Source organism: Trinickia mobilis, from assembly GCF_017315705.1.
GTDB classification, from domain to species: domain Bacteria; phylum Pseudomonadota; class Gammaproteobacteria; order Burkholderiales; family Burkholderiaceae; genus Trinickia_A; species Trinickia_A mobilis.
Window position 1 is genome coordinate 20,150 of the sequence record NZ_JAFLRF010000010.1, and the last position, 26,985, is coordinate 47,134.

Consider the following 26,985-nt stretch of genomic DNA (forward strand, 5'->3'; position numbering starts at 1 on the left):
TGTTATCGATGAAATCGACTCGCCCCTTTCACCAGACGCCCGTCATCACGATCGACGGCCCAACCGCCTCCGGCAAGGGCACGGTCGCTGCGCTGGTCGCCGCCCACCTGGGCTTTCACCTGCTCGATAGCGGCGCGCTGTACCGGCTGGCGGCGCTGGCGAGCGTACGCTACGACGTGCCGCCCGACGCGGCGGACGAGCTTGCGAAGCTGGTCGGCGATCTCCATATCACGTTCCGCGAGGGCCTGGCGCAGCTCGATGGCGTCGACGTTTCGACCGAAATCCGCGCGGAGGCAATCGGCAACCGGGCGTCGGCCATTGCCGTGCACGCGCCGGTGCGAGCCGCGCTGGTGGCGCGTCAGCGGGCGTTCCGCAAGGAGCCGGGGCTGGTGGCGGATGGGCGCGACATGGGCACGGTGATCTTTCCGGATGCCGTGCTGAAGGTGTTCCTGACGGCCAGCGTCGAGGCGCGCGCTGCGAGACGGCATAAGCAATTGATCCAAAAAGGATTTTCTGCTAAGATAGATGACTTGCTTCGGGATTTGCGTGAACGCGACGAGCGCGACAGCAATCGTGCCGCCGCGCCGCTCAAGCCCGCAGCAGATGCGAAGCTGCTCGATACTTCGGCGCTCTCGATCGACCAGGCGGTCGAACAAGTGGTGCAGTGGTATCAGGCGCTTCAACCGCGCGCGTGATCGAGAAAGATAGCGCGCTGCGGCTGGCAGTAGGTGCTCCGCGATGGGCGCGGAGCGTGTGTTAACCCTTAACCCCGTATGGCTTTCGCTGTGACGCCGCGGTTCCCGGTCTTTCAAGCGCCGGGCAGGCAATGCGAACACCATGCAAATTTCGATTTTTATGTCCGACCTGCAAACTTCCACCCCGAATACCGAATCCTTTGCGGCTCTGTTCGAAGAGTCGCTGACCAAGCAAGACATGCGCGCCGGTGAAGTGATCTCCGCCGAAGTCGTGCGCGTCGACCACAACTTCGTGGTCGTCAACGCTGGTCTCAAGTCCGAAGCCTACATCCCGCTCGAAGAGTTCCTGAATGACGCGGGCGAGGTAGAAGTGCAGGCGGGCGACTTCGTTTCCGTCGCGATCGATGCGCTGGAAAACGGCTACGGCGACACCATCCTGTCGCGCGACAAGGCGAAGCGTCTGGCTTCGTGGCTGTCGCTGGAAAAGGCCCTCGACAACAACGAACTCGTGACCGGCACGATCACGGGCAAGGTCAAGGGCGGCATGACCGTCATGGTCAACGGCATCCGCGCGTTCCTGCCGGGTTCGCTCGTCGACACGCGTCCGGTCAAGGACACGACCCCGTACGAAGGCAAGACCCTCGAATTCCGCGTCATCAAGCTCGACCGCAAGCGTAACAACGTCGTGCTGTCGCGCCGCGCCGTGATCGAAGCGACCCAAGGCGAAGAGCGCGCGAAGCTGCTCGAAACGCTGAAGGAAGGCGCGATCGTCGAAGGCGTGGTCAAGAACATCACCGACTACGGCGCGTTCGTCGACCTCGGCGGCATCGACGGCCTGCTGCACATCACCGACATCGCATGGCGCCGTGTGCGTCACCCGAGCGAAGTTCTGTCGGTCGGCCAGGAAGTCACCGCGAAGATTCTCAAGTTCGACCAAGAAAAGAACCGCGTTTCGCTCGGCATCAAGCAGCTGGGCGATGATCCGTGGGAAGGCATCTCGCGCCGCTACCCGTCGGGCACGCGTCTGTTCGGCAAGGTCACGAACATCACCGACTACGGCGCGTTCGTCGAAGTCGAATCGGGCATCGAAGGCCTCGTCCACGTGTCGGAAATGGACTGGACCAACAAGAACGTTGCGCCGTCGAAGGTCGTCCAGCTGGGCGACGAAGTCGAAGTCATGGTTCTGGAAATCGACGAAGACCGCCGCCGTATCAGCCTCGGCATGAAGCAGTGCAAGCCGAATCCGTGGGATGACTTCAGCCGCAACTTCAAGAAGGGCGACAAGCTGCAAGGCGCGATCAAGTCGATCACCGACTTCGGCGTGTTCATCGGCCTGCCCGGCGGCATCGACGGTCTGGTTCACCTGTCGGACCTGTCTTGGAGCGAAACCGGCGAAGAAGCCGTTCGCAAGTACAAGAAGGGCGACGAAGTGGAAGCGGTCGTGCTCGGCATCGACGTCGAGAAGGAACGCATTTCGCTCGGTATCAAGCAGCTCGAAGGCGACCCGTTCAGCAACTTCGTTGCGATGAACGACAAGGGTTCGATCGTCGATGGCACGGTGAAGTCGGTGGACGCGAAGGGCGCCGTCGTTGCGCTGAGCGCGGACGTCGAAGGCTACCTGCGTGCTTCGGAAATCGCACAAGACCGCGTGGAAGATGCTCGCAACGTGCTGAAGGAAGGCGACAAGGTCAATACGATGATCATCAACATCGACCGCAAGTCGCGTGGAATCAACCTGTCGATCAAGGCGAAGGATTCGGCTGAGCAGCAGGAAGCCATCCGCGGCCTGCAAGCCGATACGAGCTCGGCAGCGAGCGGCACGACGAACCTCGGCGCGTTACTTAAGGCCAAGCTCGACGGCCAGAACCAGTAAGCTGAGGAGCGCCCCCAACCTTGGCGGTTTGCGCCAAGCCCCCCGAGGGGGCAATCCCCCAAAGGGAGTTCCAGTCGGGCGGAAAACTTGGGGGCGGCTCGGCGTTTTCTTAAGGGGTCTGCCGCAGTATGACCAAATCGGAATTGGTCGCCCAGCTGGCAACGCGATTTCCGCAACTTGTCCTCAAGGATGCGGATTTCGCGGTGAAGACGATGCTCGATGCGATGTCGGAGGCGCTGGCCAACGGCCATCGCATCGAAATTCGTGGCTTTGGCAGCTTCGGCCTGAACCGGCGTCCCTCCCGAGTCGGGCGCAATCCGAAGTCGGGTGAAAAAGTGCTGGTGCCTGAGAAGCACGTGCCGCACTTCAAGCCTGGCAAGGAATTGCGCGAGCGAGTGGATGGCCGCGCCGGCGAGCCGATGAAAGCCGAAGAGCCCGACGACGATCTGTGACTTCCGCGGATTGCCGTCGTCGGCTCTAGCCGGATCGGTAAAGACCGTAAAAAAGCGCCTTCGGGCGCTTTTTTTTCGCCCGTCGATCGTCGTGGCGCGCAAGGGACGGGTCGCGTGCGCCCATTTGGCGCGTATCACACCGCGCATGGCCGGTTTCGCCCGCCGCGTAAGGCTTCCTTTACAATACGGGTCACTTTTGCGCGGCGGCAAAGCGGTGCGGCGCTCGGCCGGGCCCGTGTCGATTATGCAACCGCAGTCTAGAGAGCCTTTATGAGATTTATCGTCTGGTTGATCCGTGTGCTGGTGTTCGTGTTGCTGCTCGTGCTTGCGCTCGCCAACACGCAATCTGCAACGCTGAATTTCCTGGCCGGATACGCGTGGCAGGCTCCGCTCATCCTGATCGGGCTCGCTTTTTTCGGTGTGGGTTTGCTTGCGGGGCTCGTATCGTCGTTTCCGGCGATGATTCGTTTGAGGCTCGAAAACGGCCGCCTGAAGCGCGACTTGCGCGTCGCGCGCGAAACGCCTCCGGTGGTCGAAGAGCCGCCGCTGCCGCCGCTGATCTGAGCCGCCTTTGTGCCGCGCCCCGCCCGGTGCGCGGATTTTGTGTTTCGCACTTCCGATCATTCGCATGGATCTCGATTTCTGGTGGCTGCTCATCATCCCGGTCGCGTTCGCCCTCGGCTGGATGGCGGCGCGCTATGACCTGAAGACGCTGCTTTCCGAAAGCTCCAATCTTCCTCGCTCGTATTTCCGCGGCCTCAATTTCCTGCTGAACGAACAGCCCGATCAGGCAATCGACGCGTTCATCGAAGTCGTCAAGCTCGACCCGGAGACGATCGAATTGCACTTCGCGCTTGGCAATCTGTTCAGGCGCCGGGGCGAAACGGACCGTGCCATCCGCGTACACCAAAACCTGCTCGGCCGCGCCGATCTGCCGGTCAGCGAGCGGGATCACGCGCTCTTCGAACTCGGTCAGGACTTTCTGAAAGCCGGCTTGCTGGACCGTGCCGAAGAGACGTTCGGCAGGCTCGATAGCGGCGACTACGCGCTCGGCGCGCAGCGCGCGCTGCGCACCATTTATGAAATCGAGAAGGACTGGAGCAAGTCGATCGAGACCGCTCGACGGCTCGAAACGATGGGTGCAGACCCGCTCGACAAGGACATCGCCCAATTTCACTGCGAACTTGCGCAGGAGGCGCTGCAGCAGAAGAAGCCGGCCGACGCGGACGAGCAGCTCAAGCTGGCGCTGAAAGCGAATCCGCAGAATGTGCGCGCGACGATCCTCGCCGGCGACGTGCAGGCGGCCGGCGGCGACCACGCCGCGGCGATCGCTGCGTGGCGGCGTGTCGAGGACCAGAATCCGTCCTACCTGCCGCTCGTCGCCGAAAAGCTGATGACGGCGTATGCCGCGCTGGGCCGCGCCGCGGAGGGGGCGGACCTGCTGACGAGCTACGTCGACCGCTATCCGTCGAACGACTTGCTCGACGTCGCCTATCAGCATGTCGCCGATCTGCGCGGCAGCGACGCCGCGCATACGCTTGCCCGCACGCAGATGCAGAAGTCGCCGAATCTGGCCGGCATGACGCGCTTGCTCGAAGCGCAAATCGCGGCGGCTGACGAACCGCGGCGCAGCGAGCTGGAGCTGATGCGCACGCTGATCAAGCAGCGCACCAAAAATCTGCCACGGTACACGTGTCAAAATTGCGGTTTCCGAGCGCGCCTGTTCTATTGGCAGTGCCCGGGATGCAGCGGCTGGGAAACCTATGCGCCGCGCCGCGTCGAGCCGATGGCGGCATCGAATTGAGATCGCCCCTGTGGCGCGAAGGGGCCCCTTAGGGCGAGCGATTCGACAGTAGTGGAAGCGGCTGTACGAACGTTGCCGACTCTCGGCGGCACATCGGCAGCCAGTTAATGACCGGGATCAACCACCAGAACGCGTATGAAAATCACCATCATCGGCACAGGTTACGTTGGCCTCGTCACGGGCGCGTGTCTCGCTGAAATCGGCCATGACGTTTTTTGCCTCGACGTCGACCCGCGCAAGATAGAAATCCTCAACAACGGCGGCGTGCCGATCCACGAGCCGGGCTTGCTCGAGATCATCACGCGCACTCGCGCCGCCGGCCGCATCACGTTCTCGACCGATGTCGAGGCGAGCGTGGCGCACGGGGAAATCCAGTTCATCGCGGTCGGCACGCCGCCCGACGAAGACGGTTCCGCCGACCTGCAATACGTGCTCGAAGCGGCACGCAACATCGGCCGCTATTCGAACGGCTTCAAAGTGATCGTCGATAAGTCGACAGTGCCGGTCGGTACGGCGCAGAAGGTGCACGGGGTCGTGGAAGCGGAACTCGCCGCGCGTGGATTGGCGGGTAGCGCGCAGCACCGGTTTTCGGTCGTGTCGAATCCCGAGTTCCTGAAAGAAGGCGCCGCGGTCGAAGACTGCATGCGGCCCGACCGCATCGTGATCGGCATCGACGACGACGAAGCCGGACAACTCGCGCGCGAGAAGATGAAGCGGCTCTACATGCCGTTCAACCGCAATCACGAGCGCACGCTCTACATGGACGTGCGCTCCGCCGAATTCACGAAGTACGCGGCCAATGCGATGCTCGCCACGCGCATATCATTCATGAACGAGATGTCGAATCTCGCTGACCGCGTCGGCGCGGATATCGAGGCGGTGCGGCGCGGCATCGGTTCCGATCCGCGCATCGGCTATCACTTCCTGTATGCGGGCGTCGGCTACGGCGGCTCGTGCTTTCCGAAGGACGTGCAGGCGCTGATCCGCACGGGCGGCGAGAACGAGCAGCGTCTGCGCATTCTCGAGGCGGTCGAAGAGGTGAATCATGAGCAGAAAGCGGTGCTCGTGCGCAAGATCACGAGTACGCTCGGCGAAGACCTGACCGGCCGCACGTTTGCCGTCTGGGGGCTTGCATTCAAGCCGAACACCGACGACATGCGCGAGGCGCCGAGCCGCCGCCTGATCGCCGCGCTGCTCGCGCGCGGCGCGAGCGTGCGCGCCTACGATCCGGTCGCACTGCACGAAGCGCGGCGGGTGTTCGCGATGGACCTGAAAGACGTTGCCGAGCAGCATGCGCGTCTGCACTTCACGAATACGCAGGACGAGACGCTTGCCGGGGCCGACGCACTCGTGATCGTGACCGAGTGGAAGGAGTTCAAGAGCCCGGACTTCAACCACCTGAAGTCGGTGCTCAAGTCGCCCGTCATTTTCGACGGCCGCAACCTATATGAACCGGACGCGATGGCCGAACTCGGCATCGACTACTACGCGATCGGACGTCCTCGTGTCGAACTCACCGCCGACGCCAATGCACGCGCCTGAATCCAACGTCACGCTCGTGCCGGAAGCGGGCCTCGTGCCGCGTGCGCGGCTCGCCGCGGCGCGCGTCCTCGTGGTCGGCGACGTGATGCTCGACCGTTACTGGTTTGGCGACGTGAACCGCATTTCGCCGGAAGCGCCGGTGCCGGTCGTGCATGTGCAGAAGCAAGAGGATCGCCTCGGCGGTGCGGCGAACGTCGCGCGCAACGCGGCGGCGCTGGGAGCGCAGGCGGGGCTCTTGTGCGTGGTCGGACACGACGAGCCCGGCGAGCGGATTGTCGAGTTGCTCAAGGACAGCGGTGTCGTGCCACATCTCGAGCGCGATCCCGATCTGCTGACGACGATCAAGCTGCGCGTGCTGTCGCGCCAGCAACAATTGTTGCGCGTCGATTTCGAGAACACGCCGGCGCATGAAGCGCTGCTCGCCGGCCTTGCGCGCTTCGACGACCAATTATCGAAGCACGACGTGATCTTGATGTCCGACTACGCGAAAGGCGGCCTGACTCATGTCACGCAGATGATCACGAAGGCGCGCGCGTCGGGCAAACCGGTGCTCGTCGATCCGAAGGGCGACGACTGGGAGCGCTATCGCGGCGCCACGTTGATCACGCCGAATCGAGCGGAGCTGCGCGAGGTGGTTGGGCAATGGAAGTCGGAACATGACCTGCTCGCACGCGTGACGGCGCTGCGCACCTCGCTCGACATCGACGCGCTGCTGCTCACACGCTCGGAGGAGGGCATGACGCTCTTCACGGCCGATGGCGGCGTGCACCACGCGCCGGCCGTCGCACGCGAAGTGTATGATGTGTCGGGCGCGGGAGACACCGTGATCGCGACGCTCGCCGTCATGCTGGGCGCGGGTTTGCCGCTCATCGAAGCGGTGTCGCTGGCGAATCGCGCGGCCGGGATCGTCGTCGGCAAGCTCGGCACGGCCACCGTCGACTACGACGAACTCTTTCAATGAATCGAATCCGCGCCGGACGTGCCGCTTTGGCCGCATCGCCTTGCGGCGCGCGTTGGCCCCACGCGGGTTCCCGCCATTCACCTCATATCGCAGGACGACCATGACCATCATCGTCACCGGCGCCGCCGGCTTTGTCGGTGCCAATCTCGTCAAGGCGCTCAACGATCGCGGCGAAACACGCATCGTCGCCGTCGACAACCTGACGCGCGCGGACAAATTCAAGAACCTCGTCGACTGCGAGATCGACGACTATCTCGACAAGACCGAATTCGTCGAGCGCTTTGCGCGCGGCGATTTCGGCAAGGTGCGCGCGGTGTTCCACGAAGGGGCCTGTTCGGACACGATGGAAACCGACGGGCGCTACATGATGGACAACAATTTCCGCTACAGCCGCGCGGTGCTTGACGCGTGTCTCGCGCACGGCGCGCAGTTCCTGTACGCGTCCTCGGCGGCGATCTACGGCGGGTCGAGCCGCTTCGTCGAAGAGCGCGAAGTCGAGCGCCCGCTCAACGTGTACGGCTATTCGAAGTTCCTGTTCGACCAGGTGATTCGCCGCGTGATGCCTGCTGCGAAGAGCCAGATCGCCGGCTTTCGCTACTTCAACGTCTACGGCGAGCGGGAAACGCACAAGGGGCGCATGGCGTCCGTGGCGTTCCACAACTTCAATCAGTTCCGCGCCGAGGGCAAGGTCAAGCTCTTCGGCGAGTACAACGGCTATGCGGCGGGCGAGCAGACGCGCGATTTCGTATCGGTCGAAGATGTCGTGAAGGTCAACCTGTTCTTCTTCGATCATCCGGAGAAGTCGGGCATCTTCAATCTCGGCACCGGCCGCGCCCAGCCGTTCAACGATATCGCGACGAGCGTCGTCAACACGCTGCGCGCGCTCGACAACCAGCCGGCGCTCTCGCTCGCCGAGCAGGTGCAGCGCGGGCTCATCGAGTATGTGCCGTTCCCCGACGCGCTGCGCGGCAAGTACCAGTGCTACACGCAAGCCGATCTCACGCGCCTGCGCGCGGCCGGCTACGACGCGCCGTTCCTGACGGTGCAAGAAGGCGTCGATCGCTACGTGCGTTGGCTGTTCGGCCAGCTATAAATCGTTCGGACGCCTCTTTAGACTGGGGTCTCCCGGTCGGCGATCGTTGCCGGCCACTTTCACGGAGACCCCCTATGTTCAAGAAATTTCTCGCTGCGGCTGCGCTCGTTGCCGTGTTTGGCCACGCATTCGCCGCTGTCGACGTCAACACCGCCAACGAGGACGCACTGCGCGGCATCAAGGGCATCGGCCCTGCAAAAGCCAAGGCGATTCTCGACGAGCGCGCGGCGCATGGTCCGTTCAAGGATGCCGCGGATCTTTCGAAGCGCGTCAAGGGCCTCGGCGGTCATACGGTTGAAAAGCTGCAAGGCGAGGGGCTCGCGATCGGACCTGCCAAGGCCGATGCGGGAAGCGCCCAGGCCAAGGCGGCGCCCGCGGCGGCAGGTGCGCAGAAGAACGGCGCCGCGGTGGTCGTAAAGAAATGAACGCGACGAAATAAAGCCTGCTTCTCTCCTTCGGCCGTCTATCAGATGACTGGCTGCCCCGCGGCCTTCCCCCCGCGGGATTTTTGCGTGGACGAGCGTAAGCCGTGCCCCACGTTTCCCAGGGCCCAATGCCCAACAGGGTCGGCCAGCGGTCTGATTCCGCGTGCATTACAATCGGTGGATCCCTGGCATCGCACACATCAAACCGCAGGGCCGCCCCGGGGTTTCCCGCCCGACAGGAAGTGCCCGTGGGGGATTGTCCCTCTTGGGGCTGTCGCGACGCGGCAGGTCGGGTGCTTTCCTCTCATCACGCAACGCTCATGGCATACAAGACAATTGAAGACACGATCGGCAATACGCCTCTCGTGCAACTCGTCCGCCTGCCGGACGACGAAATCCGCAGCCGGAACAATGTGATTCTCGGCAAGCTGGAAGGCAACAACCCGGCGGGATCGGTGAAGGACCGGCCGGCGTTGTCGATGATCAAGAAGGCGGAAGCGCGCGGCCGCATCAAGCCCGGCGATACGCTGATCGAGGCGACGAGCGGCAATACCGGCATCGCGCTCGCCATGGCCGCGGCGGTTCGCGGCTACAAGATGGTGCTGATCATGCCGGAGGATCTTTCGGTGGAGCGCCGTCAGAGCATGGCCGCCTATGGCGCGGAAATCATGCTCACGCCCGTGAAGGGCGGCATGGAGTACGCGCGCGATCTCGCGGACCAGATGCAGCGCGACGGCAAGGGCATCATCCTCGACCAGTTCGCGAACCCCGATAATCCGCTTGCCCACTATGAGGCGACCGGTCCCGAAATCTGGCGCGACACCGAAGGCCGCATCACGCACTTCGTGTCGGCGATGGGCACGACGGGCACGATCATGGGCGTGTCTCAATACCTGAAAGAGCAGAACAGCGCGATCGAGATCATCGGTGCGCAGCCCGAAGAAGGTTCGCGCATTCCCGGCATTCGCAAGTGGCCGGAAGCGTATATGCCGAAGATTTTCGATCGCAGCCGCGTGGATCGCACGGAGAACGTTTCGCAAGCCGCGGCCGAAGCGATGGCGCGGCGCATGGCCGCAGTCGAGGGTATTTTTTGCGGGATTTCGTCGGCGGGTGCCTGTGAGGTGGCGCTCCGTATTGCCCGGCAAGTCGAGAACGCTACGATCGTGTTCGTGGTTTGCGACCGGGGCGACCGGTATCTGTCGACGGGCGTGTTCCCCGCCTGAGCGGCCGGAGGTCAACCAAACAAAAAAGCGCCACATACTGGCGCTTTTTTGCTTATTGCCGTTAGCCGCCCGTCAACAGCTTCACGGCGCGATGACGTCATTGCGATGCGGCACTCGGCACGCCCGCGCCGCCTGAACCGCCCGAGCCGGCGCTGACCGCGCCTGAGCCGCCCGCACCCGAACCGCCCGCGTTGAGATCCTCCGCCGCCATCTGCGCCTTGACCCGCTCGCCGAGCTGATACACGGCGAGAGCGTAGAAGAAGCTGCGGTTATAGCGCGTCAGCACATAGAAATTCTTCAAGCCGAGCACGTACTCGGTCGGCAGCCCCGGGCTCGGCAGGTCGACGATCGTGACCGGCGTGCCGCCCTCGGTCGACATGTCGAGACTCGGCTCGTCCAGCAGCATTCCCGCGCGCAGCAGTTGCGAAAGCGGCCAGTGCGGTTCCGGCTGGCCGTCGGCGGCTGCTTGCGCGATGCCCAGGCTGCCCGGGTCTTGCGCAATCTTCCAGATCACCGGCCGGCCGTTTTCCCAGCCGTTTTCCTTCAGATAGTTCGCAACGCTGCCGATCGCATCGGCCTGGCTCGAGCGCAGGTCGATGTGCTTGTTGCCTTCGTAGTCGACCGCGTATTGCACGATGCTGCTCGGCAGGAACTGCGGAATGCCGATCGCGCCGGTATAGGAGCCGAGCACCGAGGTCGGGTCGATCTGCGTATCGCGGGTCCACACCAGATAGTCTTCGAGATTCTTGCGGAACGTCGCCATCCGGTCGGTGCGGTTGGGCGTATTCGGATAGTCGAACGTGAGCGTCGTCAGCGCGTCGAGGACGCGGAAGTTGCCCATATAGCGGCCGTAGATCGTCTCGACGCCGATGATGCCGACGATGATCTCCGGCGGCACGCCGAACTCTTCGTACGCGCGCTGCAGCGTCGCCTGATTCTGCTTCCAGAAGCGCACGCCCGCGTTGATGCGCACGGGGTCCAGAAAACGCGACTGATAGACGCGCCAGTTCTTGATCGACGGCGACGGGGCCGGCGTCACGAGCTTCACCGCGGTCGCCGAATAGTTCACGCCGGCGAAGAGCGTATGAAGCGTTGCCGGGTCGAAATCGTAGCGCGCGACCAAGTCGTTGATGAACGCATCGACGTTCGGATTGTTCGCGTAGCGCTGCGGGATGATCTCTTCTTCGAACGTCTGGCCCGAGGGCGTCGGCTGCTGCGGCTGACCTTGCGCGACGGCCGGAGGACGCATGGCGGATGCGGTTTGCGCTGCAGCCGTCGAAGTGCCGAAGGAGGCGCCGAGCGAGAAGGACACTGCGATTGCCACGGTAGTGGCACGAAGCGGGTTTGCTGCGGACGGAGCAACTTGGACGGTCATGGCGGACGAAAGAGGGCGGTGCAAAAAGGATTCGGCGCAGTATAACCGACGCTACCAGCCCAACCGCCGTTCAATCCGACCCATGCGGCAAAGCATGCCGCATGCGTGTGGCGCCCGAGTTCGGGGACCGATTCAGTGTGGTAACGTAGTCCGATCAAACCCCGCGCAACACGCTTTGCGCACATACCGAAGGAGACCTGCCGCGCGCCGTCCGATGTCGCGCGGCAGAAGCGAATCACTATGGCGACAGGCTTTTATTCGCACGCCGATTGTCTGCTGCACGAGATGGGACAGTGGCACCCGGAATGTCCCGCGCGCCTGCAGGCAATCGAGGATCAGCTCATTGCGAGCCGCATCGATCCGCTGATCGAGCGCGAGTCGGCGCCACTCGCCGATATCTCCGCGCTGGCGCGCGTGCACACGCAGGCCCACATCGACTACATCAAAAGCAAGGCGCCGAGCGAAGGCTACGCGCAGATCGATCCCGACACGTCGATGAACCCGCACACCTGGCAGGCGGCGCTGCGGGCGGCGGGCGCGGCGATCGCAGCCACCGACGCGGTGATCGCGGGCCGCCACGACAACGCGTTTTGCAGCGTGCGTCCGCCGGGGCATCATGCGGAGCCCGCGCGCGCGATGGGCTTTTGCTTCTTCAATAATGTCGCGATCGCCGCGCGTCATGCGCTGGAAGTGCACGGTCTCGCGCGCGTGGCGATTGTCGATTTCGACGTCCACCATGGCAACGGCACCGAAGCGGCGTTCGCCGGCGACGAACGCGTGCTGATGTGCAGCTTCTTCCAGCATCCGTTCTATCCCTACAGCGGCGCGGACAGCCCGGCGCCGAACATGGTCAACGTGCCGGTGGCCGCGCGCACCAAAGGCATGGCGATCCGGGAACTGGTGGACACCATCTGGCTGCCGCGGCTGCACGAATTCAAGCCGGAGATGATCTTCGTGTCGGCTGGTTTCGACGCGCATCGCGAGGACGATCTCGGCAACATGGGCCTCGTCGAAGCCGACTACGCGTGGCTGACCGAGCAGATCCGCGACGTCGCCAGGCGTTATGCGCGCGGGCGCATCGTCAGTTGCCTGGAGGGCGGCTACAACCTGTCGGCGCTCGGACGCAGCGTCGTCGCGCACGTGCGCGTGCTCGCCGAGCTTTGACGCCGACATTCCTGCAGGAGTTGTCATGGATTCGAACGCATCACTTCAGTCAGAGCAAGCCGGAGCGGGTTTGCTCGAAATCGAACGCGACGCGTACGGCGTGCGAGGCGTCGTGCGTGTCACGCTGAACCGGCCCGACGCGTTCAACGCGTTGTCCGAGGGACTGCTCGACGAACTGCACAAGACGCTGACGGCGATCGCGCAATCGGACGCGCGCGTCGTCGTGATCGGCGGAGCGGGGCGCGCGTTTTGCGCGGGACACGACCTGAAGGAAATGCGCGCGGCGCCGTCGCTCGATTACTACAAGACGCTGTTTGCGCGCTGCTCGCGATTGATGATGACGATCCAGCACATGCCACAGCCGGTGATCGCGCGCGTGCATGGCTTGGCGACGGCGGCCGGCTGTCAGCTCGTCGCGATGTGCGATCTCGCGGTGGCTGCCGATATCGCGCGCTTTGCGGTGTCGGGCGTCAATCTCGGTCTCTTCTGCGCGACGCCGAGCGTGCCGCTGTCGCGCAACCTGTCGCGCAAGGCCGCGCTAGAAATGCTGCTGACCGGCGATTTCATCGATGCGACCAAGGCGCGTCAGCTTGGGCTCGTCAATCGCGTCGCGCCGCTCGATGCGCTCGACAAAGAGATCGCCGAGCTGGCGTCGAGCATCTGCGCGAAACCGGTGCAAGCAGTGAGCGCGGGCAAGGCGCTGTTCTACCGGCAACTGGAGATGGGTGTCGAAGCGGCCTACCAGCTCGCAGGCCAGACGATGGCCTGCAACATGATGGAGGAGTCGGCGCTCGAAGGCGTGCAGGCATTTATCGAGAAGCGCGCGCCGAACTGGCCGCGTTAAACGAGCCGCGGAACACGATTCGCGCCGTGACGGACGACGCGCTCCTCGTTTGCGCACGCCGCGTCAGACGTGCGCATCGATCCATTCAATCAGCGCCCCGATGACGCGCTCGCGATCGAGATCGTTCATCGTTTCGTGATAGCTGCCTTCGTAAAGCGTGAGCGTGCGATCGGCCGAACCGGCGCGCGCCGCGAAATCGCGGCTGCCTTCGGGCTCGGTGAGCTTGTCCACGGTGCCGTGGAAGACGAGCACGGGGAGCGAGAGCGTCGCCCGGCGGTTCTCGATGCGCGCCATCGCCTCCAATATTTCCGCACCGGTGCGTGCCGGAACCGGCCCGTGATGCACCAGCGCATCCGCGCGATTGGCCGCGACTACGGCCGGGTCGCGCGCGAGCAGCACGGCGTCGATCTTCATCGCGGGAAAGCGCGGCCAGACGCGGCTGATGAGCCGGCTCGCGGCGATCATCCAGCGGGGCACGTCGCGGCCTGGAGCGAGCGCGGGGCTCGACAAGATCAAACCAGCGAGCGCATGCCCGCTCGGCCTCGGACGCTCCAGCGCATGCAGCGCGGCAATCGTGCCGCCCATGCTGTGCCCCATCAGGAACAGCGGGGTGTGCTCCCGTGCGGCGAGTTCGAGCAGCGCGTCGGCATCGAGCAGATAGCGATCGAAACGTTCGACCCAGGCACGCTCGCCGGGCGAGCGGCCGTGTCCGCGCAGATCGACCGCCACGACTTCGATCCCCGCGGCATTGAGGCAGGCGGCGAGCGCCTGATAGCGGCCCGCGTGCTCGGCAAGTCCATGGATCAGCGCGACGGTCGCGCGCGGCTCGCCGACGGCGGGCCAACGGTAGGACACGAGGTCGATGCCGTCGCTGGTGCCGACGGTGTTGATGAACGGCGGGCGCGTCAGCTTCGATAGGGGTTCGTTTGTCCGGACGGGTACGTTCATCGCCATCGTCGCGCAGGCTCCATGTTTGTCGTTCGATTCGATCCGCTCGATCATAGTCGGAGTCGCCGGTCATTCATAAGCACGCGCGAACGTCACCGACCTCTAATTCCATTTCGTTATTAAGCGTTCGAAATCGATTGTTAGGTCCCCATTGCACGATGCGGTAAAATCGGCGACCTAATTCATAAGAGCAACGGCGGGCAACTGTTGAGACACACGCCTCAACAGCCATCCGCCGTTTTCGTTTTCATGATCGAACTGCGCAACCTATCACAGCGCTTCGAGGGGCCTCGGGGCTGGGTCGAAGCGCTGCATAACGTCAATTTGACGATTCCGGCGGGGGAAATCTTCGGCATCATCGGGCGCAGCGGCGCGGGCAAGAGCACGCTCGTGCGCGCGATCAACCTGCTGACGCGGCCGACCGAAGGCAATGTCGTCGTCGGCGCCCGGGACCTCACGACGCTGCCCGCGCCGGCGCTGCGCGAAGCGCGCCGCGAGATCGGGATGATCTTTCAGCACTTCAATCTCTTGAGCTCGCGCACGGTGTTCGGCAACGTCGCGCTGCCGCTCGAACTCGCGGGCATGAAGCGCGCCGAGATCGAAGCGACCGTGCTGCCGCTTCTGGATCTCGTCGGGCTGTCCGCGCAGAAGGACCGCTATCCGGCGCAGATCAGCGGCGGGCAGAAGCAGCGCGTCGGCATTGCGCGTGCGCTCGCGAGCAAGCCGAAGGTGCTGCTCTCCGACGAAGCAACGTCCGCGCTCGACCCCGAAACCACGCGCGCGATCCTCGATCTGCTCAAGCGCATCAACCGCGAGCTCGGGCTCACGATCGTGCTGATCACGCACCAGATGGAAGTCATCAAGCAGGTGTGCGACCGGGTCGCGGTGCTCGACGCGGGGCGCGTCGTCGAAACGGGCAATGTCGTCGACGTCTTCCTGCAGCCGCACCACGAAGTCACGCGCGCGCTGCTCGGCGACGTGATTGCGCAGGAACTGCCGCCCGCGATGAAGGCGCGCGTTGCCGAGCGCCTGAAGACGGGTAGCGGCCACCTGCTGCGGCTCGCGTTCACCGGCTCGGGCGTCGACCAGCCGATTCTCTCGGAGACGATTCGCCGCTACGAGCTGGACTTCAACATCCTGCACGGCCAGATCGACGAGATCCAAGGGCAGGCGTTCGGTTCGCTCGCGGTGCTGGCGGGCGGCGAGCCCGCGAAGATTGCTGATGCCATGGCGTACCTGCGTACGCAAGGCGTCGTGGTGGAGGAGCTGTCGTATGTTGAGTGAAATGTTCGATATGTTCGTGCAGTCGTTCTGGGAGACGCTCATCATGGTGGGCATCTCCGGCGCAGTCGGCGCGCTCTTCGGGCTGCCGCTCGGCGTGCTGCTGTATCTGACCGACCGCCAGGGCGTCCTGCAGAACGTCGCCATGAATCGCGTCGCCGGGACCATCGTCAATGCGGTGCGCTCGACGCCGTTCATCATCCTGCTCGTGCTCGTGATTCCGGTGACGAGGCTCGTCGTGGGGTCGTCGATCGGGACCGCAGCCGCCGTCGTGCCGCTCACGATCGCCGCGGCGCCGTTCATTGCGCGGCTCGTCGAGACGGCGCTGCGCGAAGTCGACCGCGGTCTCATTGAAGCCGCGCAGGCGATGGGCGCGACCACGGGCCAGATCGTCTTCAAGGTGCTGTTGCCGGAAGCGCTCCCGGGCGTGGCCGCGGGGCTCACGATCACGTTCGTGTCGCTGGTCGGCTATTCGGCGATGGCCGGCGCGATCGGCGGCGGCGGGCTGGGCGACCTCGGCATTCGTTACGGCTACCAGCGCTACGAGCCGACGGTGATGTGGGTGGTCGTCGCGATCCTGATCGTGTTCGTGCAGCTTGCACAATCATTCGGCGACTGGCTGGTGCGGCGTCTCAGTCACAAATGATAGACACGCGCGGCAGGGTTTACGTCTGCCGCTCCACAAGCTACGGAAAAGGCCCGCCCTGCAACGTCGTTTCATTCTCAAGCCCGCGGCTGCAAGATCATCCGCGTTGCGGACACGGTCATGCTCCCTATGGGCGTCTTTTACATGAACCGCCGCGGTTAGGGACGCCTATCGAAAACCCGGACTTGGCGTCCGGGTTTCTTTGCGCTTAAAATAGCACGATCGTTCGTTAAATCCGGGCGCTGACCGGAGCGAAATCCTCGATACATGCAACCCTGGTGCGGCTGGCGCGTTAGCTATCGCTATAATGGCCGCTGGGTTGACGTATTCGTAACTTTGGAGCGTGTGCATGAAAATCTTGGTGCCAGTCAAGCGCGTAGTCGACTACAACGTGAAAGTCCGCGTGAAGTCGGACAACACGGGTGTGGACATCGCGAATGTGAAGATGTCGATGAACCCGTTCGACGAAATCGCGGTGGAAGAGGCGGTTCGCCTGAAGGAAGCCGGCGTGGCGACGGAAGTGATCGCGGTGTCGGCCGGTGTGGCGCAATGCCAGGAGACGCTGCGCACGGCGCTCGCGATCGGCGCGGACCGCGCGATCCTGATCGACTCGAACGAAGACCTGCAGCCGTTGGCTGTGGCCAAGCTGCTCAAGGCAGTGGTCGATAAAGAACAGCCGCAGCTGGTGATCCTCGGCAAGCAAGCGATCGACGACGACTCGAACCAAACGGGCCAGATGCTGGCGGCGCTCGCGAGCCTGCCGCAAGCGACGTTCGCCTCGAAGGTCGTGATCGCCGACGGCCGTGCGACGGTGACGCGCGAAGTGGACGGCGGCGCTGAAACGCTGTCGCTCAAGCTCCCCGCGGTGGTCACCACCGATCTGCGCCTGAACGAGCCGCGCTACGTGACGCTGCCGAACATCATGAAGGCGAAGAAGAAACCGCTCGAAACGTTGAAGCCTGAAGACCTTGGCGTGAACGTCGCGCCGCGCCTGAAGACGCTGAAGGTCACCGAGCCTCCGAAGCGCAGCGCTGGCGTGATGGTGCCGGACGTGAAGACGCTGGTCGAGAAGCTGAAGACCGAAGCCAAGGTACTGTAAGACGGACGCGGAGACGAAAGAGATGACGATTCTGGTAATTGCCGAACACGACAACGCGTCGATCAAGGGCGCCACGCTGAACACGGTCGCCGCTGCACAGAAGATTGGCGGCGACATTCACCTGCTGGTGGCGGGCCACAACGCGCAAGCCGCGGCAGAACAAGCCGCGAAGATCGGCGGTGTGAGCAAGGTGCTGCTCGCCGACGCGCCGCAACTGGCCGAAGGCCTGGCGGAAAACGTCGAAGCGACGGTGCTGAACATCGCGAAGGATTACTCGCACATCCTCGCGCCGGCCACACCCTACGGCAAGAACATCGCGCCGCGCATCGCGGCGAAGCTCGACGTGGCGCAGATCAGCGAAATCACCGCGGTCGATTCGCCCGATACGTTCGAGCGCCCGATCTACGCGGGCAACGCGATCGCGACGGTGCAGTCGATCGATCCGATCAAGGTGATCACGGTGCGCGCGACCGGATTTGATGCGGTGGCAGCGGAAGGCGGCAGCGCCGCGGTCGAGAAGATCGAAGCCGCAGCCGACGCCGGCATTTCGCAGTTCGTGAACCGCGAAGTGACGAAGTTGGATCGCCCGGAATTGACGAGCGCGACGATCATCGTGTCGGGCGGCCGGGGCTTGGGCAGCGGCGAGAACTACACGAAGGTGCTCGAGCCGTTGGCGGACAAGCTGAACGCGGCGCTCGGCGCCTCGCGCGCGGCGGTCGATGCGGGCTATGTGCCGAACGACTACCAAGTGGGGCAGACGGGCAAGATCGTCGCGCCGCAGCTGTACGTCGCAGTCGGCATTTCGGGGGCGATCCAGCACTTGGCCGGCATGAAGGACTCGAAGGTGATCGTCGCGATCAACAAGGACCCGGAAGCGCCGATCTTCAGCGTGGCTGACTACGGTCTCGTCGGCGATCTTTTCACGGTCGTGCCGGAACTCGTCAGCGAACTCGGCTGACCGAAGTCAAGGCCGCGTCCTGCGGCGTCCGGCAACAATAAGACTAAGCAAGCGAAGGGGCGCAGTACGCGCCCCTTTTTCATATCCACTGGAGGACACAATGAGCTACACCGCGCCCATCAAGGACATGCTGTTCGTGATGAAGGAACTGGCGGGCCTCGATGACGTTGCAGCGTTGCCGGGTTTCGAGGACGCCACGTTGGAGACGGCTCAGGCCGTGCTGGACGAAGCCGCAAAGCTGTGCGGCGAGGTGCTTGCGCCGCTGAATGTCGAAGGCGACCGCAACCCGAGCAGTTGGCGCGACGGAGTGGTGACGGCGTCGCCCGGCTTCAAGGACGCGTTCCGGCAGTTCGCCGAAGGCGGCTGGCAGGGCGTGCAGCATCCGGCGGACTATGAGGGGCAGGGCTTGCCGAAGCTCATCGGGACGCCGTGTGTCGAGATGCTCAACGCGGCGAATCTGTCGTTTGCGGTCTGTCCGCTTTTGACCGACGGCGCGATCGAAGCGCTGTTGACGGCCGGCAGCGAAGAACAGAAGCAACGCTTCGTGCCAAAGCTGATTTCCGGCGAGTGGACCGGCACGATGAACCTGACCGAGCCGCAGGCCGGTTCCGATCTCGCTTTGGTGCGCACGCGCGCCGAACCGCAAGGCGACGGCACGTACCGCATCTTCGGCACGAAGATCTTCATCACGTGGGGCGAGCACGATATGACGGACAACATCGTCCACCTCGTTCTTGCCCGCCTGCCGGATGCGCCCGAAGGCGTGAAGGGCATTTCGCTCTTCATCGTCTCGAAGTTCATGATCAACGACGACGATTCGCTCGGCGCGCGCAACGACGTGCACTGCGTGTCGATCGAGCACAAGCTCGGCATCAAGGCGAGCCCGACCGCGGTCCTGCAGTTCGGCGACCGCGGCGGCGCGATCGGCTATCTCGTCGGCGAGGAAAATCGCGGCCTCGAATACATGTTCATCATGATGAATGCGGCGCGTTTCGCGGTCGGCATTCAGGGTATTGGCGTCGCGGATCGCGCTTATCAGAAGGCCGTCGCCTACGCGAAGGAGCGCGTGCAGAGCCGCCCGGTCGACGGCACGGCTAAGCAATCGGTGACGATCATCCATCATCCCGACGTGCGCCGCATGTTGGCGTCGATGCGCGCGCTGACTGAAGGCGCTCGCGCGCTTGCGTACGTGGCGGCCGCGCATTGCGATATCGCGCATCGTCACGCTGACGAAGCGGTGCGGGCGGAGCATCAAGCGATCTACGAATATCTGGTGCCGGTCGTGAAGGGCTGGAGCACGGAGATGTCGATCGACGTCGCGAGTCTCGGCGTGCAGGTGCACGGCGGGATGGGCTTCATCGAAGAGACGGGCGCGGCGCAGTTCTATCGCGACGCGCGCATTCTGCCGATTTACGAAGGTACGACCGCGATTCAGGCCAACGACCTGATCGGCCGCAAAACGCTGCGCGACGGCGGCGCGGTTGCGAAGCAGCTGCTCGCGGACGTCGCGCTGACCGTCGACGCGCTCGCGGCCCGCGAAGGCGCCGCGTTCGCTTCGATGCGCGAACAGCTCGCGAACGGGCATCGCGCGTTTGCCGCGGTCGTCGACTACGTGCTGTCCAACGCGAAGCGCGATCCGAACGCGGTGTTTGCCGGCAGCGTGCCGTATCTGAAGCTCGCCGGCGTCGTGCTGTGCGGCTGGCAAATGGCGCGCGCGCTCCTGGCGGCTGCCGCCAACGAGGCCGGCGATCCGTCGTTCTACGGCGCGAAGATCGCGACTGCGCGTTTCTATGCCGAGCATGTGTTGCCGCAGGCGGCGGCGCTCGAAGCGTCGATCGTTAGCGCGAAGGGCGGGGAGGGTGTGCTCGCGTTGTCAGAAGACCAGTTCTGACGGCGGCAGCGCAGTTGCTTTCTTAGGAGCAATAGCAAAGGGCGCCTGATCGTGGATCAGACGCCCTTTGCCTTTGTGCTGTCGAGTCAGCGGCCTTGCGGCGGCATATCCCCGGCCGAGATCTTGTTAAGCGTAAGCCGGCCGACCCGTGCCGCCGGTGTCGCCGAGATAGCGATGCACCGACAGATCGCCCGATTGAATCGCCGGCTGCTTGCCCGAGATCAAGTCGGCGAGCAGTTGGCCGGAGCCGCAGGACATCGTCCAGCCGAGCGTGCCATGACCGGTGTTCGTGAACAGGTTCGACACGGGCGTGCGGCCGACGATCGGCGTGCCGTCCGGCGTCATCGGGCGCAGGCCGGTCCACGACGTGGCCTTCGACGTATCGCCGCCGCCCGGGAACAGGTCGTTCACGCACATTTCGAGCGTCTCGCGGCGCGCCTGGCGCAGCGTCTTGTCGAAGCCGACGATCTCCGCCATGCCGCCGACGCGAATCCGGTCGTCAAAGCGCGTGATCGCGATCTTGTACGTTTCGTCGAGCACCGTCGATACCGGTGCTTTCGCGGCATTGACGATGGGCGCGGTGATCGAATAGCCCTTGAGCGGGTAAACCGGGATCTTCACGACGCTCGACAGGAACTGCGTCGAGTACGATCCGAGCGCGACGACATAGGTGTCCGCGCGGATCATTTCCGTGCCGCACTGCACGCCGCTGATGCGGTCGCCGGACATTGCCAGCGCGTCGATCGGCGTGTTGAAGCGGAACTTGACGCCCAGTTGCTCAGCGAGCGCTGCAAGGCGTGTCGTGAAGAGTTGGCAGTCGCCGGTTTCGTCGCCGGGCAGGCGCAGGCCGCCGGTCAGCTTGTGCGACGTTGCCGCGAGGGCCGGTTCGGCTTCGGCCAACTCGCTCGGGCTCAGCAATTCGAACGGCACGTTCGCTTCCTTGAGCACCGCTATGTCTTTCGCGGCGCCGTCGAGTTGCTGCTGCGTGCGGAAAAGCTGGAGCGTGCCGCCAGTGCGCCCTTCGTACTCGATGCCGGTGTCGGCGCGCAGCGCTTGCAGGCAGTCGCGGCTGTACTCGGCGAGCCGGACCATGCGGCCCTTGTTGACGGCGTAGCGCTCGGCCGTGCAGTTTTGCAGCATCTGCCACATCCAGCGCAATTGAAATTGTGTGCCGTCGAGCCGGATGGCGAGCGGCGCGTGCTTCTGGAACATCCATTTGACGGCCTTGAGCGGCACGCCCGGCGCCGCCCACGGCGCGGCGTAGCCCGGCGAGATCTGGCCGGCGTTGGCAAAGCTGGTTTCGAGCGCCGGGCCGGCCTCGCGGTCGATCACGGTGACTTCGTGTCCCGCACGTGCAAGATAATAAGCAGTCGTCGTCCCGACGACCCCGCTGCCTAAAACGACGACTCGCATAGCTACTCCCAGTAGGTTTTTTTGCGGTTCGGGCCAATGCGGTCAATAACCTTGATGTGCCCGATAGGTCTAGTGTTATCCGCTATAATATTTAGCAATATGTAGTTTTTGTTATCGTATTTTTTACGTTTCTGGTAAAAGAACATGAGAACGCAACGCCAGCCGGTCCGCGCACTCGATAAGCTGGATCACAAGATCCTGAAATTGCTTCAGGCGGATGGCCGGATGGCCATGAAGGACCTGGCGGAGCAGGTCGGGCTGACGGTGACGCCGTGTATCGAGCGGGTGAAGCGCATGGAGCGCGACGGCGTGATCACGGGCTACTACGCGCGGGTCAATCCGGCGGAGCTCGGCGCGGCCCTTCTCGTGTTCGTCGAGATCACGCTCGATCACAAGAGCGGCAACATGTTCGACCAGTTTCGCCGCGAAGTGCAGAAGATTCCCGAGGTCCTCGAATGCCACCTTGTGTCGGGCGATTTCGACTATCTGATCAAGGCGCGCATTGGCGAAATGGCCGATTACCGGAAGCTGCTCGGCGACATCCTGCTGCAGCTGCCGGGCGCGGTGCAGTCGAAGAGCTACGTCGTGATGGAGGAAATCAAGGAGTCGCTGACGATCCCCGTGGGCGAATAGCGGGACGGCAACGGGCCGATTAGCCCGGCCTCGCAAACCCGGAGAGCCGCTTGGCAGTATGCGAATCGATACTGTATATTTATACAGTGTACGACGCCGCTGCCCTGTTCGAGCCATGGACGATTCCGAGTTTCCTATTGCCTTGCCCGTGCCTCGCAAAGGGCGAGGAGCTGTCACCAATTTGCAGGGCCGCTATGAAGTCGATCAGCGCGAGAAGGTGGACGACGGCTGGGTGAGGCCAGAGGACGAGGAGTGCGAGGCGCCGGCGCTGCGCACGCAGGTATTCGAGGAGCGCGCGAAAAGCATCCTGACGCGCAACGCCTCGCCCGATATTCCTTTCAGCGTCTCCCTGAATCCGTATCGCGGTTGTGAACACGGCTGCATCTACTGTTTTGCTCGGCCGACGCATAGCTACCTCGGCCTGTCGCCGGGGCTGGATTTCGAGAGCCGCATTTACGCGAAAGTGAATGCCGCGGAGTTGCTCGAGCGCGAGTTGTCGAAGAAGACCTATGTGCCGGAGCCGATCGCGCTTGGCGTCAACACTGATGCGTATCAGCCCGCAGAGCGCGAATTGCGCATCACGCGGCGCGTGATCGAGGTGCTGCACGAGCACCGTCATCCGTTTGCGGCCATCACGAAATCGTCGCTGATCGAGCGCGATATCGATCTGCTCGCGCCGATCGCGGTGCGTTCCCAAGTGATGGTGGCGGTGACCGTCACGACGCTCGACGCCGATATCGCACGCACGCTCGAGCCGCGCGCCGCCACGCCGTCGCGCCGGCTGCGCACGATCCGCACCTTGAGCGAGGCGGGCATTCCCGTCGGGGTGAGCATCGCGCCAGTCATCCCGTTCGTCACCGAGCCGGACATGGAGCGCGTGCTCGAGGCATGCGCCGAGGCGGGCGCGACGAGCGCGAGCTACATCATCTTGCGGTTGCCGTGGGAGGTGGCGCCGCTCTTCAAGGATTGGCTTGCCGCGCATTTCCCCGACCGGGCCGAGCGCGTGATGGCGCGAGTGCGCGACATGCGGGGCGGCAAGGACTATGACTCGTCGTTTGCGCAGCGTATGAAGGGCGAAGGCCTGTGGGCCGAGCTGCTGAAGCAGCGCTTTCACAACGCCGTTCGCCGCCTGGGCCTCAATGACCGGAAGCGCGGAATTCTTGATATCTCGCAGTTTCAAGCGCAATTATCTGCAAAGCGGCCGCCCGAGCCGCCGCCGGACAGTCCCCAGTTAAGCCTCTTCTGATGGGCCGACGCATTTGGCCGCACTAGCTCGCGGTTATTGCGCAAGCGATTTCGCCGCTTCGACTTGCGATTCGAAATAGGTTTGGAACGTCAGCGCGAGTCCGCTCATCAGCAGGAAGGCGCCGAAAAAGAGCGAAAAGATGACGACGAAAACGACCGCCCAACCCGATCGGCTGCGCTTGCCGGCCTGCGCATTGAATTGCGCGTCCCATTTCTGGTCGGGCCGCAAACCGTAGACGATCGCCGCGAGGAACGCCGCAAAGAGCGAAACCGCGCCGGGAACCGCGAGCCACCAGCCGATCGAGGCGGCGCGCTGAGTAGCGGCGAGCAGCACGACGCCGGGAATGCCGATGAGGGTGCCAACCAGGTGCGCCCAGCCGAACACGTCGCGAAAGCCGTACAGATAGAAGCGGTGCGCGCCGAGGCTGCCGAAAAAGAAGGCGAGCGCGGCGGTGAGGGTCTTCGAGCGGAAGCGGGGCGACGCGGATGAAACGTTGGCGGACATAGACGTCTTGCAAAGAGGCGGTCGGCGAAACGAACGGCGAGCGTCGGCGACAAGCAGGTGCGCCGTTGCCGACCGCGCATTCTACGCCGAGCCAGCGTCCGAGAGCATGCGGCGAGCCGCTGCTTCGGGAGAGGTGCCTCATTATCGCGGGCTTTCATGGCCTCGGTGAAGGGGGGCGGCGTGCGTCCGGCTCGATCGCGGACAAACCGCGCAGTTTGATGCGAGGAAAGCGAGCTTTTATATGCCTTTCGGCGCGATTTGCAGGCGCTTTCCCTGCCCCCTATCAGGGCGAATGTCGGTATTGCGCCACCCGTGTTTCCGGTTTTCCAGGTAAGTGTTTGTTATGGCTTCGGTTTCCCGCTATAATCGCCTGTTTCAGTGGTTCCGAACCCCGGTTTTCAAGGATTTTAGTATGGTCATCATCCGCTTGGCTCGTGGCGGCTCAAAGAAGCGCCCGTTCTACAACATCGTCGCAACCGATTCGCGTAACCGTCGTGACGGCCGCTTCATCGAGCGCGTCGGCTTCTACAACCCGGTCGCTACGACGGGTGAGTCGCTGCGTATCGCTCAAGACCGCCTCACGTACTGGCAAGGCGTTGGCGCGCAACTGTCGCCGACCGTGGAGCGTCTCGTGAAGCAAGCGCAAAAGGCGCAACCGGCTGCTTAATGGCGGTTAAGGCCACAAGGCCTACGTTGTTCGGCCCGTTGATGCGCGCATCTGCCATGCGTCTGAGTCAATCGCTCGGCATGCCAGATGCGCTGCTTTCGTTTGAACGGGGCGTCGGCGTTGTGCCGGCGGCGAGGTTGACTGATGTCCGATCGTGAATCTGGCGGTTCAAGCCGCGCGAAAGGTGCGGCTCGCGCGCGAGCCTCATTTGGTGCGTTCGTCCGCAAGCCGGCTGCCAGCGCGGCAGCCGCAAGCATTGCGCCCGGCGCGGAATCCGAAGCGGCGCTGACTCACGTCGAATCGGCAGAAACGTGGCCTGACGACGCCGTCGAAGTCGGCGCAATCGTCGACGCGTATGGTCTGAAGGGCTGGGTCAAGGTGGCCGCGCATGCGGACGCCGGGCACGGCGGCGACGCGCTCTTGAGCGCGAAGCGCTGGTGGCTGATGAAGGGCCGCGAGCGCAAGTCTGCCGCGGTGCTGCAGTCGAAGCCGCACAGCGACAGCATCGTCGCCCATCTGGGCGATTCGGCGGATCGCGATGCCGCACTCGCGTTGCGTGGTTGCCGCGTGCACGTACGGCGCAGCGATTTTCCGTCACTCGGTGCCGATGAGTATTACTGGGTCGATTTGCTCGGCCTGGATGTCGTCAACGAGGCGGGCGTGGCGCTTGGCCAAGTGGTCGACATGATCGACAACGGTGCGCATTCGGTATTGCGCATCGAGTATCCGGCGACGGCTAAAGATGGCCGCGCGGTAAAGGGCGAACGCCTGATTCCGTTCGTCGGCGTGTACGTCAAAACGGTGGATCGGGCGGCGAGGCAGATCGTCGTCGACTGGGAAGCCGATTACTGAACATGATTGAACCAACGGAGAGAGCGGTGCAGTTCGATGTCGTCACGCTCTTTCCCGACATGTTTCGCGCGCTGACCGACTGGGGCATCACGAGCCGCGCGGCGAAGCAGGGGCGTTTCGGGTTGCGCACGTGGAATCCGCGCGATTTCACGACCGACAACTACCGTACCGTCGACGATCGCCCATACGGCGGCGGCCCAGGCATGGTGATGCTGGCCAAGCCGCTCGAAGCGGCGATCGGCGCGGCGAAAGCGGCGCAGGCGGAGCAGGGCATTGCCGGTACGTGTGTGGTGATGATGTCGCCGCAAGGCGCGACGCTCGATCACGATCGCGTGATGCGTTTTGCGCAAGAGCCCGGTCTGGTGTTGCTGTGCGGACGCTATGAGGCGATCGATCAGCGGTTGCTCGATCGTTGTGTCGATGAGGAAGTCAGCCTTGGCGACTTCGTGCTGTCGGGCGGCGAGCTGCCCGCGATGGCGCTGATGGATGCCGTCGTCAGGCAGTTGCCAGGTGTGCTCAACGATGCGCAATCGGCGGTGCAGGACAGCTTCGTCGACGGCTTGCTCGACTGTCCGCATTACACGCGGCCCGAGGAATACGAGGGCATGCGCGTGCCGGATGTGCTGCTCGGCGGCCATCATGCGGAGATCGAGCAGTGGCGCCGGCGCGAGGCGCTCAGGAATACGCTGGGCAAGCGGCCCGATTTGATCGAGCGTGCGAGGCGCAACAAGATGTTGAGCCGTGCCGATGAGGCATGGCTCGCAAGTCTGGCGAAAGAGGCGTCGAAGGCTTGACCCCTTCGGCATTCGTTCGCAAGACATAGGCGGTGCAGCACATGCGTGTGCCGCGCCAGATGTGAACCCATCCTCTATCGGGGCCGTGCCGAACGCTGGCTGGACTTGGCGCAAGGCAGGTACAAACGCCGACAAGATGGCATTAGGAGTCAGTGATGAATCTGATTGAAAAACTCGAGCAGGAAGAAATCGAGCGCGTGCTCGCAGGCAAGTCCATCCCCGCATTCGCCCCCGGCGATACGGTGATCGTGAACGTGAACGTGGTTGAAGGTACCCGCAAGCGCGTTCAGGCTTACGAAGGCGTCGTGATCGCGAAGCGCAACCGCGGCCTCAACTCGTCGTTCATCGTCCGCAAGATTTCGTCGGGCGAAGGCGTCGAGCGTACGTTCCAGACGTACTCGCCGCTGTTGGCAAGCATCGTCGTGAAGCGCCGCGGCGACGTGCGTCGCGCGAAGCTGTACTACCTGCGTGAGCGTTCGGGCAAGTCGGCTCGGATCAAGGAAAAGCTGGTGTCGAAAGACCGCGAAGCGTCCTGAGCGTAACAGCTGTAAGAAAAAGCACCCCTCCCGGGTGCTTTTTTTGTTGGTGGGTCACAATAGCGG

27 protein-coding genes are annotated in these 26,985 nt (G+C 63.7%); 23 read left to right on the forward strand and 4 right to left on the reverse strand.

What is annotated here, in order from left to right:
* Positions 1-8: 8 nt before the first annotated feature.
* The 10 genes from cmk to cysM all read left to right on the forward strand — a co-directional run bounded on the left by cmk (position 9) and on the right by cysM (position 10,068).
* Positions 9-695 carry a (d)CMP kinase gene (cmk, locus tag J3489_RS15615; RefSeq protein WP_206999467.1) on the forward strand — a complete coding sequence of 229 codons (687 nt, stop codon included), beginning with the start codon at positions 9-11 and terminating at the stop codon, positions 693-695.
* A gap of 142 nt (positions 696-837) precedes the next feature.
* Positions 838-2,568, forward strand: a complete 1,731-nt coding sequence (gene rpsA / locus J3489_RS15620) for a 30S ribosomal protein S1 (protein WP_206999469.1) — start codon at positions 838-840, stop codon at positions 2,566-2,568.
* A gap of 128 nt (positions 2,569-2,696) precedes the next feature.
* Entirely contained in the window at positions 2,697-3,020 is a 324-nt protein-coding gene (locus J3489_RS15625; RefSeq protein WP_137333375.1) for an integration host factor subunit beta, read from the forward strand.
* Between the two features lie 270 nt (positions 3,021-3,290).
* Positions 3,291-3,584: a LapA family protein gene (locus J3489_RS15630; RefSeq protein WP_206999471.1), complete on the forward strand. Its 294-nt coding sequence runs from the start codon at positions 3,291-3,293 to the stop codon at positions 3,582-3,584.
* 64 nt (positions 3,585-3,648) lie between these two features.
* Positions 3,649-4,824 (forward strand): lipopolysaccharide assembly protein LapB, encoded by a 1,176-nt coding sequence (gene lapB / locus J3489_RS15635; protein ID WP_206999473.1) that lies wholly within the window; start codon positions 3,649-3,651, stop codon positions 4,822-4,824.
* 135 nt (positions 4,825-4,959) lie between these two features.
* Positions 4,960-6,366, forward strand: coding sequence for a UDP-glucose dehydrogenase family protein (locus J3489_RS15640; protein WP_206999475.1), 1,407 nt, complete (start codon positions 4,960-4,962; stop codon positions 6,364-6,366).
* Positions 6,353-7,327 (forward strand): D-glycero-beta-D-manno-heptose-7-phosphate kinase, encoded by a 975-nt coding sequence (gene rfaE1 / locus J3489_RS15645; protein WP_206999478.1) that lies wholly within the window; start codon positions 6,353-6,355, stop codon positions 7,325-7,327. Before J3489_RS15640 ends, rfaE1 begins: the two co-directional genes overlap by 14 nt.
* Before the next feature lie 100 nt (positions 7,328-7,427).
* Positions 7,428-8,420: an ADP-glyceromanno-heptose 6-epimerase gene (rfaD, locus tag J3489_RS15650; protein WP_206999480.1), complete on the forward strand. Its 993-nt coding sequence runs from the start codon at positions 7,428-7,430 to the stop codon at positions 8,418-8,420.
* Between the two features lie 74 nt (positions 8,421-8,494).
* Positions 8,495-8,845 (forward strand): ComEA family DNA-binding protein, encoded by a 351-nt coding sequence (locus J3489_RS15655; protein ID WP_206999482.1) that lies wholly within the window; start codon positions 8,495-8,497, stop codon positions 8,843-8,845.
* A gap of 320 nt (positions 8,846-9,165) precedes the next feature.
* On the forward strand, positions 9,166-10,068 hold the full coding sequence (cysM, locus tag J3489_RS15660) for a cysteine synthase CysM (protein WP_206999484.1): 903 nt from the start codon (positions 9,166-9,168) through the stop codon (positions 10,066-10,068).
* A gap of 97 nt (positions 10,069-10,165) precedes the next feature.
* Here the strand turns inward: cysM and mltB are convergent, their stop codons facing one another.
* A complete protein-coding gene (mltB, locus tag J3489_RS15665) occupies positions 10,166-11,443 on the reverse strand; it encodes a lytic murein transglycosylase B (protein ID WP_206999486.1) in 1,278 nt (425 codons plus the stop codon).
* A gap of 240 nt (positions 11,444-11,683) precedes the next feature.
* Here mltB and J3489_RS15670 point away from each other — a divergent pair, with 240 nt between their 5' ends.
* Together J3489_RS15670 and J3489_RS15675 are read left to right on the forward strand one after the other, a co-directional pair.
* Positions 11,684-12,607 (forward strand): histone deacetylase family protein, encoded by a 924-nt coding sequence (locus J3489_RS15670; protein WP_206999488.1) that lies wholly within the window; start codon positions 11,684-11,686, stop codon positions 12,605-12,607.
* 25 nt (positions 12,608-12,632) lie between these two features.
* Complete coding sequence (locus J3489_RS15675) at positions 12,633-13,451, forward strand: enoyl-CoA hydratase (RefSeq protein ID WP_206999490.1); 819 nt, start codon at positions 12,633-12,635, stop codon at positions 13,449-13,451.
* 63 nt (positions 13,452-13,514) lie between these two features.
* Here J3489_RS15675 and J3489_RS15680 read toward each other — a convergent pair whose 3' ends face one another.
* A complete protein-coding gene (locus J3489_RS15680) occupies positions 13,515-14,453 on the reverse strand; it encodes an alpha/beta hydrolase (protein ID WP_242540055.1) in 939 nt (312 codons plus the stop codon).
* A gap of 195 nt (positions 14,454-14,648) precedes the next feature.
* Between J3489_RS15680 and J3489_RS15685 the strand changes: the two genes are divergently transcribed.
* From J3489_RS15685 to J3489_RS15705, 5 genes are all read left to right on the forward strand, one after another.
* On the forward strand, positions 14,649-15,683 hold the full coding sequence (locus J3489_RS15685; protein ID WP_206999492.1) for a methionine ABC transporter ATP-binding protein: 1,035 nt from the start codon (positions 14,649-14,651) through the stop codon (positions 15,681-15,683).
* Complete coding sequence (locus J3489_RS15690; protein ID WP_206999494.1) at positions 15,673-16,326, forward strand: methionine ABC transporter permease; 654 nt, start codon at positions 15,673-15,675, stop codon at positions 16,324-16,326. Before J3489_RS15685 ends, J3489_RS15690 begins: the two co-directional genes overlap by 11 nt.
* A gap of 349 nt (positions 16,327-16,675) precedes the next feature.
* Positions 16,676-17,425: an electron transfer flavoprotein subunit beta/FixA family protein gene (locus J3489_RS15695; RefSeq protein WP_206999495.1), complete on the forward strand. Its 750-nt coding sequence runs from the start codon at positions 16,676-16,678 to the stop codon at positions 17,423-17,425.
* Positions 17,426-17,447: 22 nt separating this feature from the next.
* Positions 17,448-18,383, forward strand: a complete 936-nt coding sequence (locus tag J3489_RS15700) for an electron transfer flavoprotein subunit alpha/FixB family protein (protein WP_206999496.1) — start codon at positions 17,448-17,450, stop codon at positions 18,381-18,383.
* A gap of 100 nt (positions 18,384-18,483) precedes the next feature.
* Complete coding sequence (locus J3489_RS15705) at positions 18,484-20,274, forward strand: acyl-CoA dehydrogenase (RefSeq protein ID WP_206999497.1); 1,791 nt, start codon at positions 18,484-18,486, stop codon at positions 20,272-20,274.
* 126 nt (positions 20,275-20,400) lie between these two features.
* On the opposite strand, the gene J3489_RS15710 is transcribed toward J3489_RS15705, so the two are convergent.
* Complete coding sequence (locus J3489_RS15710; protein WP_206999498.1) at positions 20,401-21,687, reverse strand: D-amino acid dehydrogenase; 1,287 nt, start codon at positions 21,685-21,687, stop codon at positions 20,401-20,403.
* A 144-nt stretch (positions 21,688-21,831) separates the two neighbouring features.
* Between J3489_RS15710 and J3489_RS15715 the strand changes: the two genes are divergently transcribed.
* A complete protein-coding gene (locus tag J3489_RS15715) occupies positions 21,832-22,320 on the forward strand; it encodes an Lrp/AsnC ligand binding domain-containing protein (RefSeq protein ID WP_206999499.1) in 489 nt (162 codons plus the stop codon).
* Between the two features lie 115 nt (positions 22,321-22,435).
* Positions 22,436-23,566, forward strand: coding sequence for a PA0069 family radical SAM protein (locus tag J3489_RS15720; RefSeq protein WP_206999500.1), 1,131 nt, complete (start codon positions 22,436-22,438; stop codon positions 23,564-23,566).
* A gap of 33 nt (positions 23,567-23,599) precedes the next feature.
* On the opposite strand, the gene J3489_RS15725 is transcribed toward J3489_RS15720, so the two are convergent.
* On the reverse strand, positions 23,600-24,070 hold the full coding sequence (locus tag J3489_RS15725; protein WP_206999502.1) for an NINE protein: 471 nt from the start codon (positions 24,068-24,070) through the stop codon (positions 23,600-23,602).
* A gap of 412 nt (positions 24,071-24,482) precedes the next feature.
* On the opposite strand from J3489_RS15725, the gene rpsP reads away from it, so the two are divergent.
* The 4 genes from rpsP (at position 24,483) to rplS (ending at position 26,919) form a co-directional block, all read left to right on the forward strand.
* A complete protein-coding gene (gene rpsP, locus J3489_RS15730; protein WP_206999504.1) occupies positions 24,483-24,737 on the forward strand; it encodes a 30S ribosomal protein S16 in 255 nt (84 codons plus the stop codon).
* 144 nt (positions 24,738-24,881) lie between these two features.
* The gene (gene rimM / locus J3489_RS15735) at positions 24,882-25,589 is read left to right on the forward strand and encodes a ribosome maturation factor RimM (RefSeq protein WP_206999506.1); all 708 of its coding nucleotides are present in this window, start codon (positions 24,882-24,884) and stop codon (positions 25,587-25,589) included.
* A gap of 2 nt (positions 25,590-25,591) precedes the next feature.
* Positions 25,592-26,383 carry a tRNA (guanosine(37)-N1)-methyltransferase TrmD gene (trmD, locus tag J3489_RS15740; protein WP_206999508.1) on the forward strand — a complete coding sequence of 264 codons (792 nt, stop codon included), beginning with the start codon at positions 25,592-25,594 and terminating at the stop codon, positions 26,381-26,383.
* Positions 26,384-26,538: 155 nt separating this feature from the next.
* Positions 26,539-26,919 (forward strand): 50S ribosomal protein L19, encoded by a 381-nt coding sequence (gene rplS, locus J3489_RS15745; RefSeq protein WP_206999510.1) that lies wholly within the window; start codon positions 26,539-26,541, stop codon positions 26,917-26,919.
* Positions 26,920-26,985 lie beyond the last annotated feature (66 nt).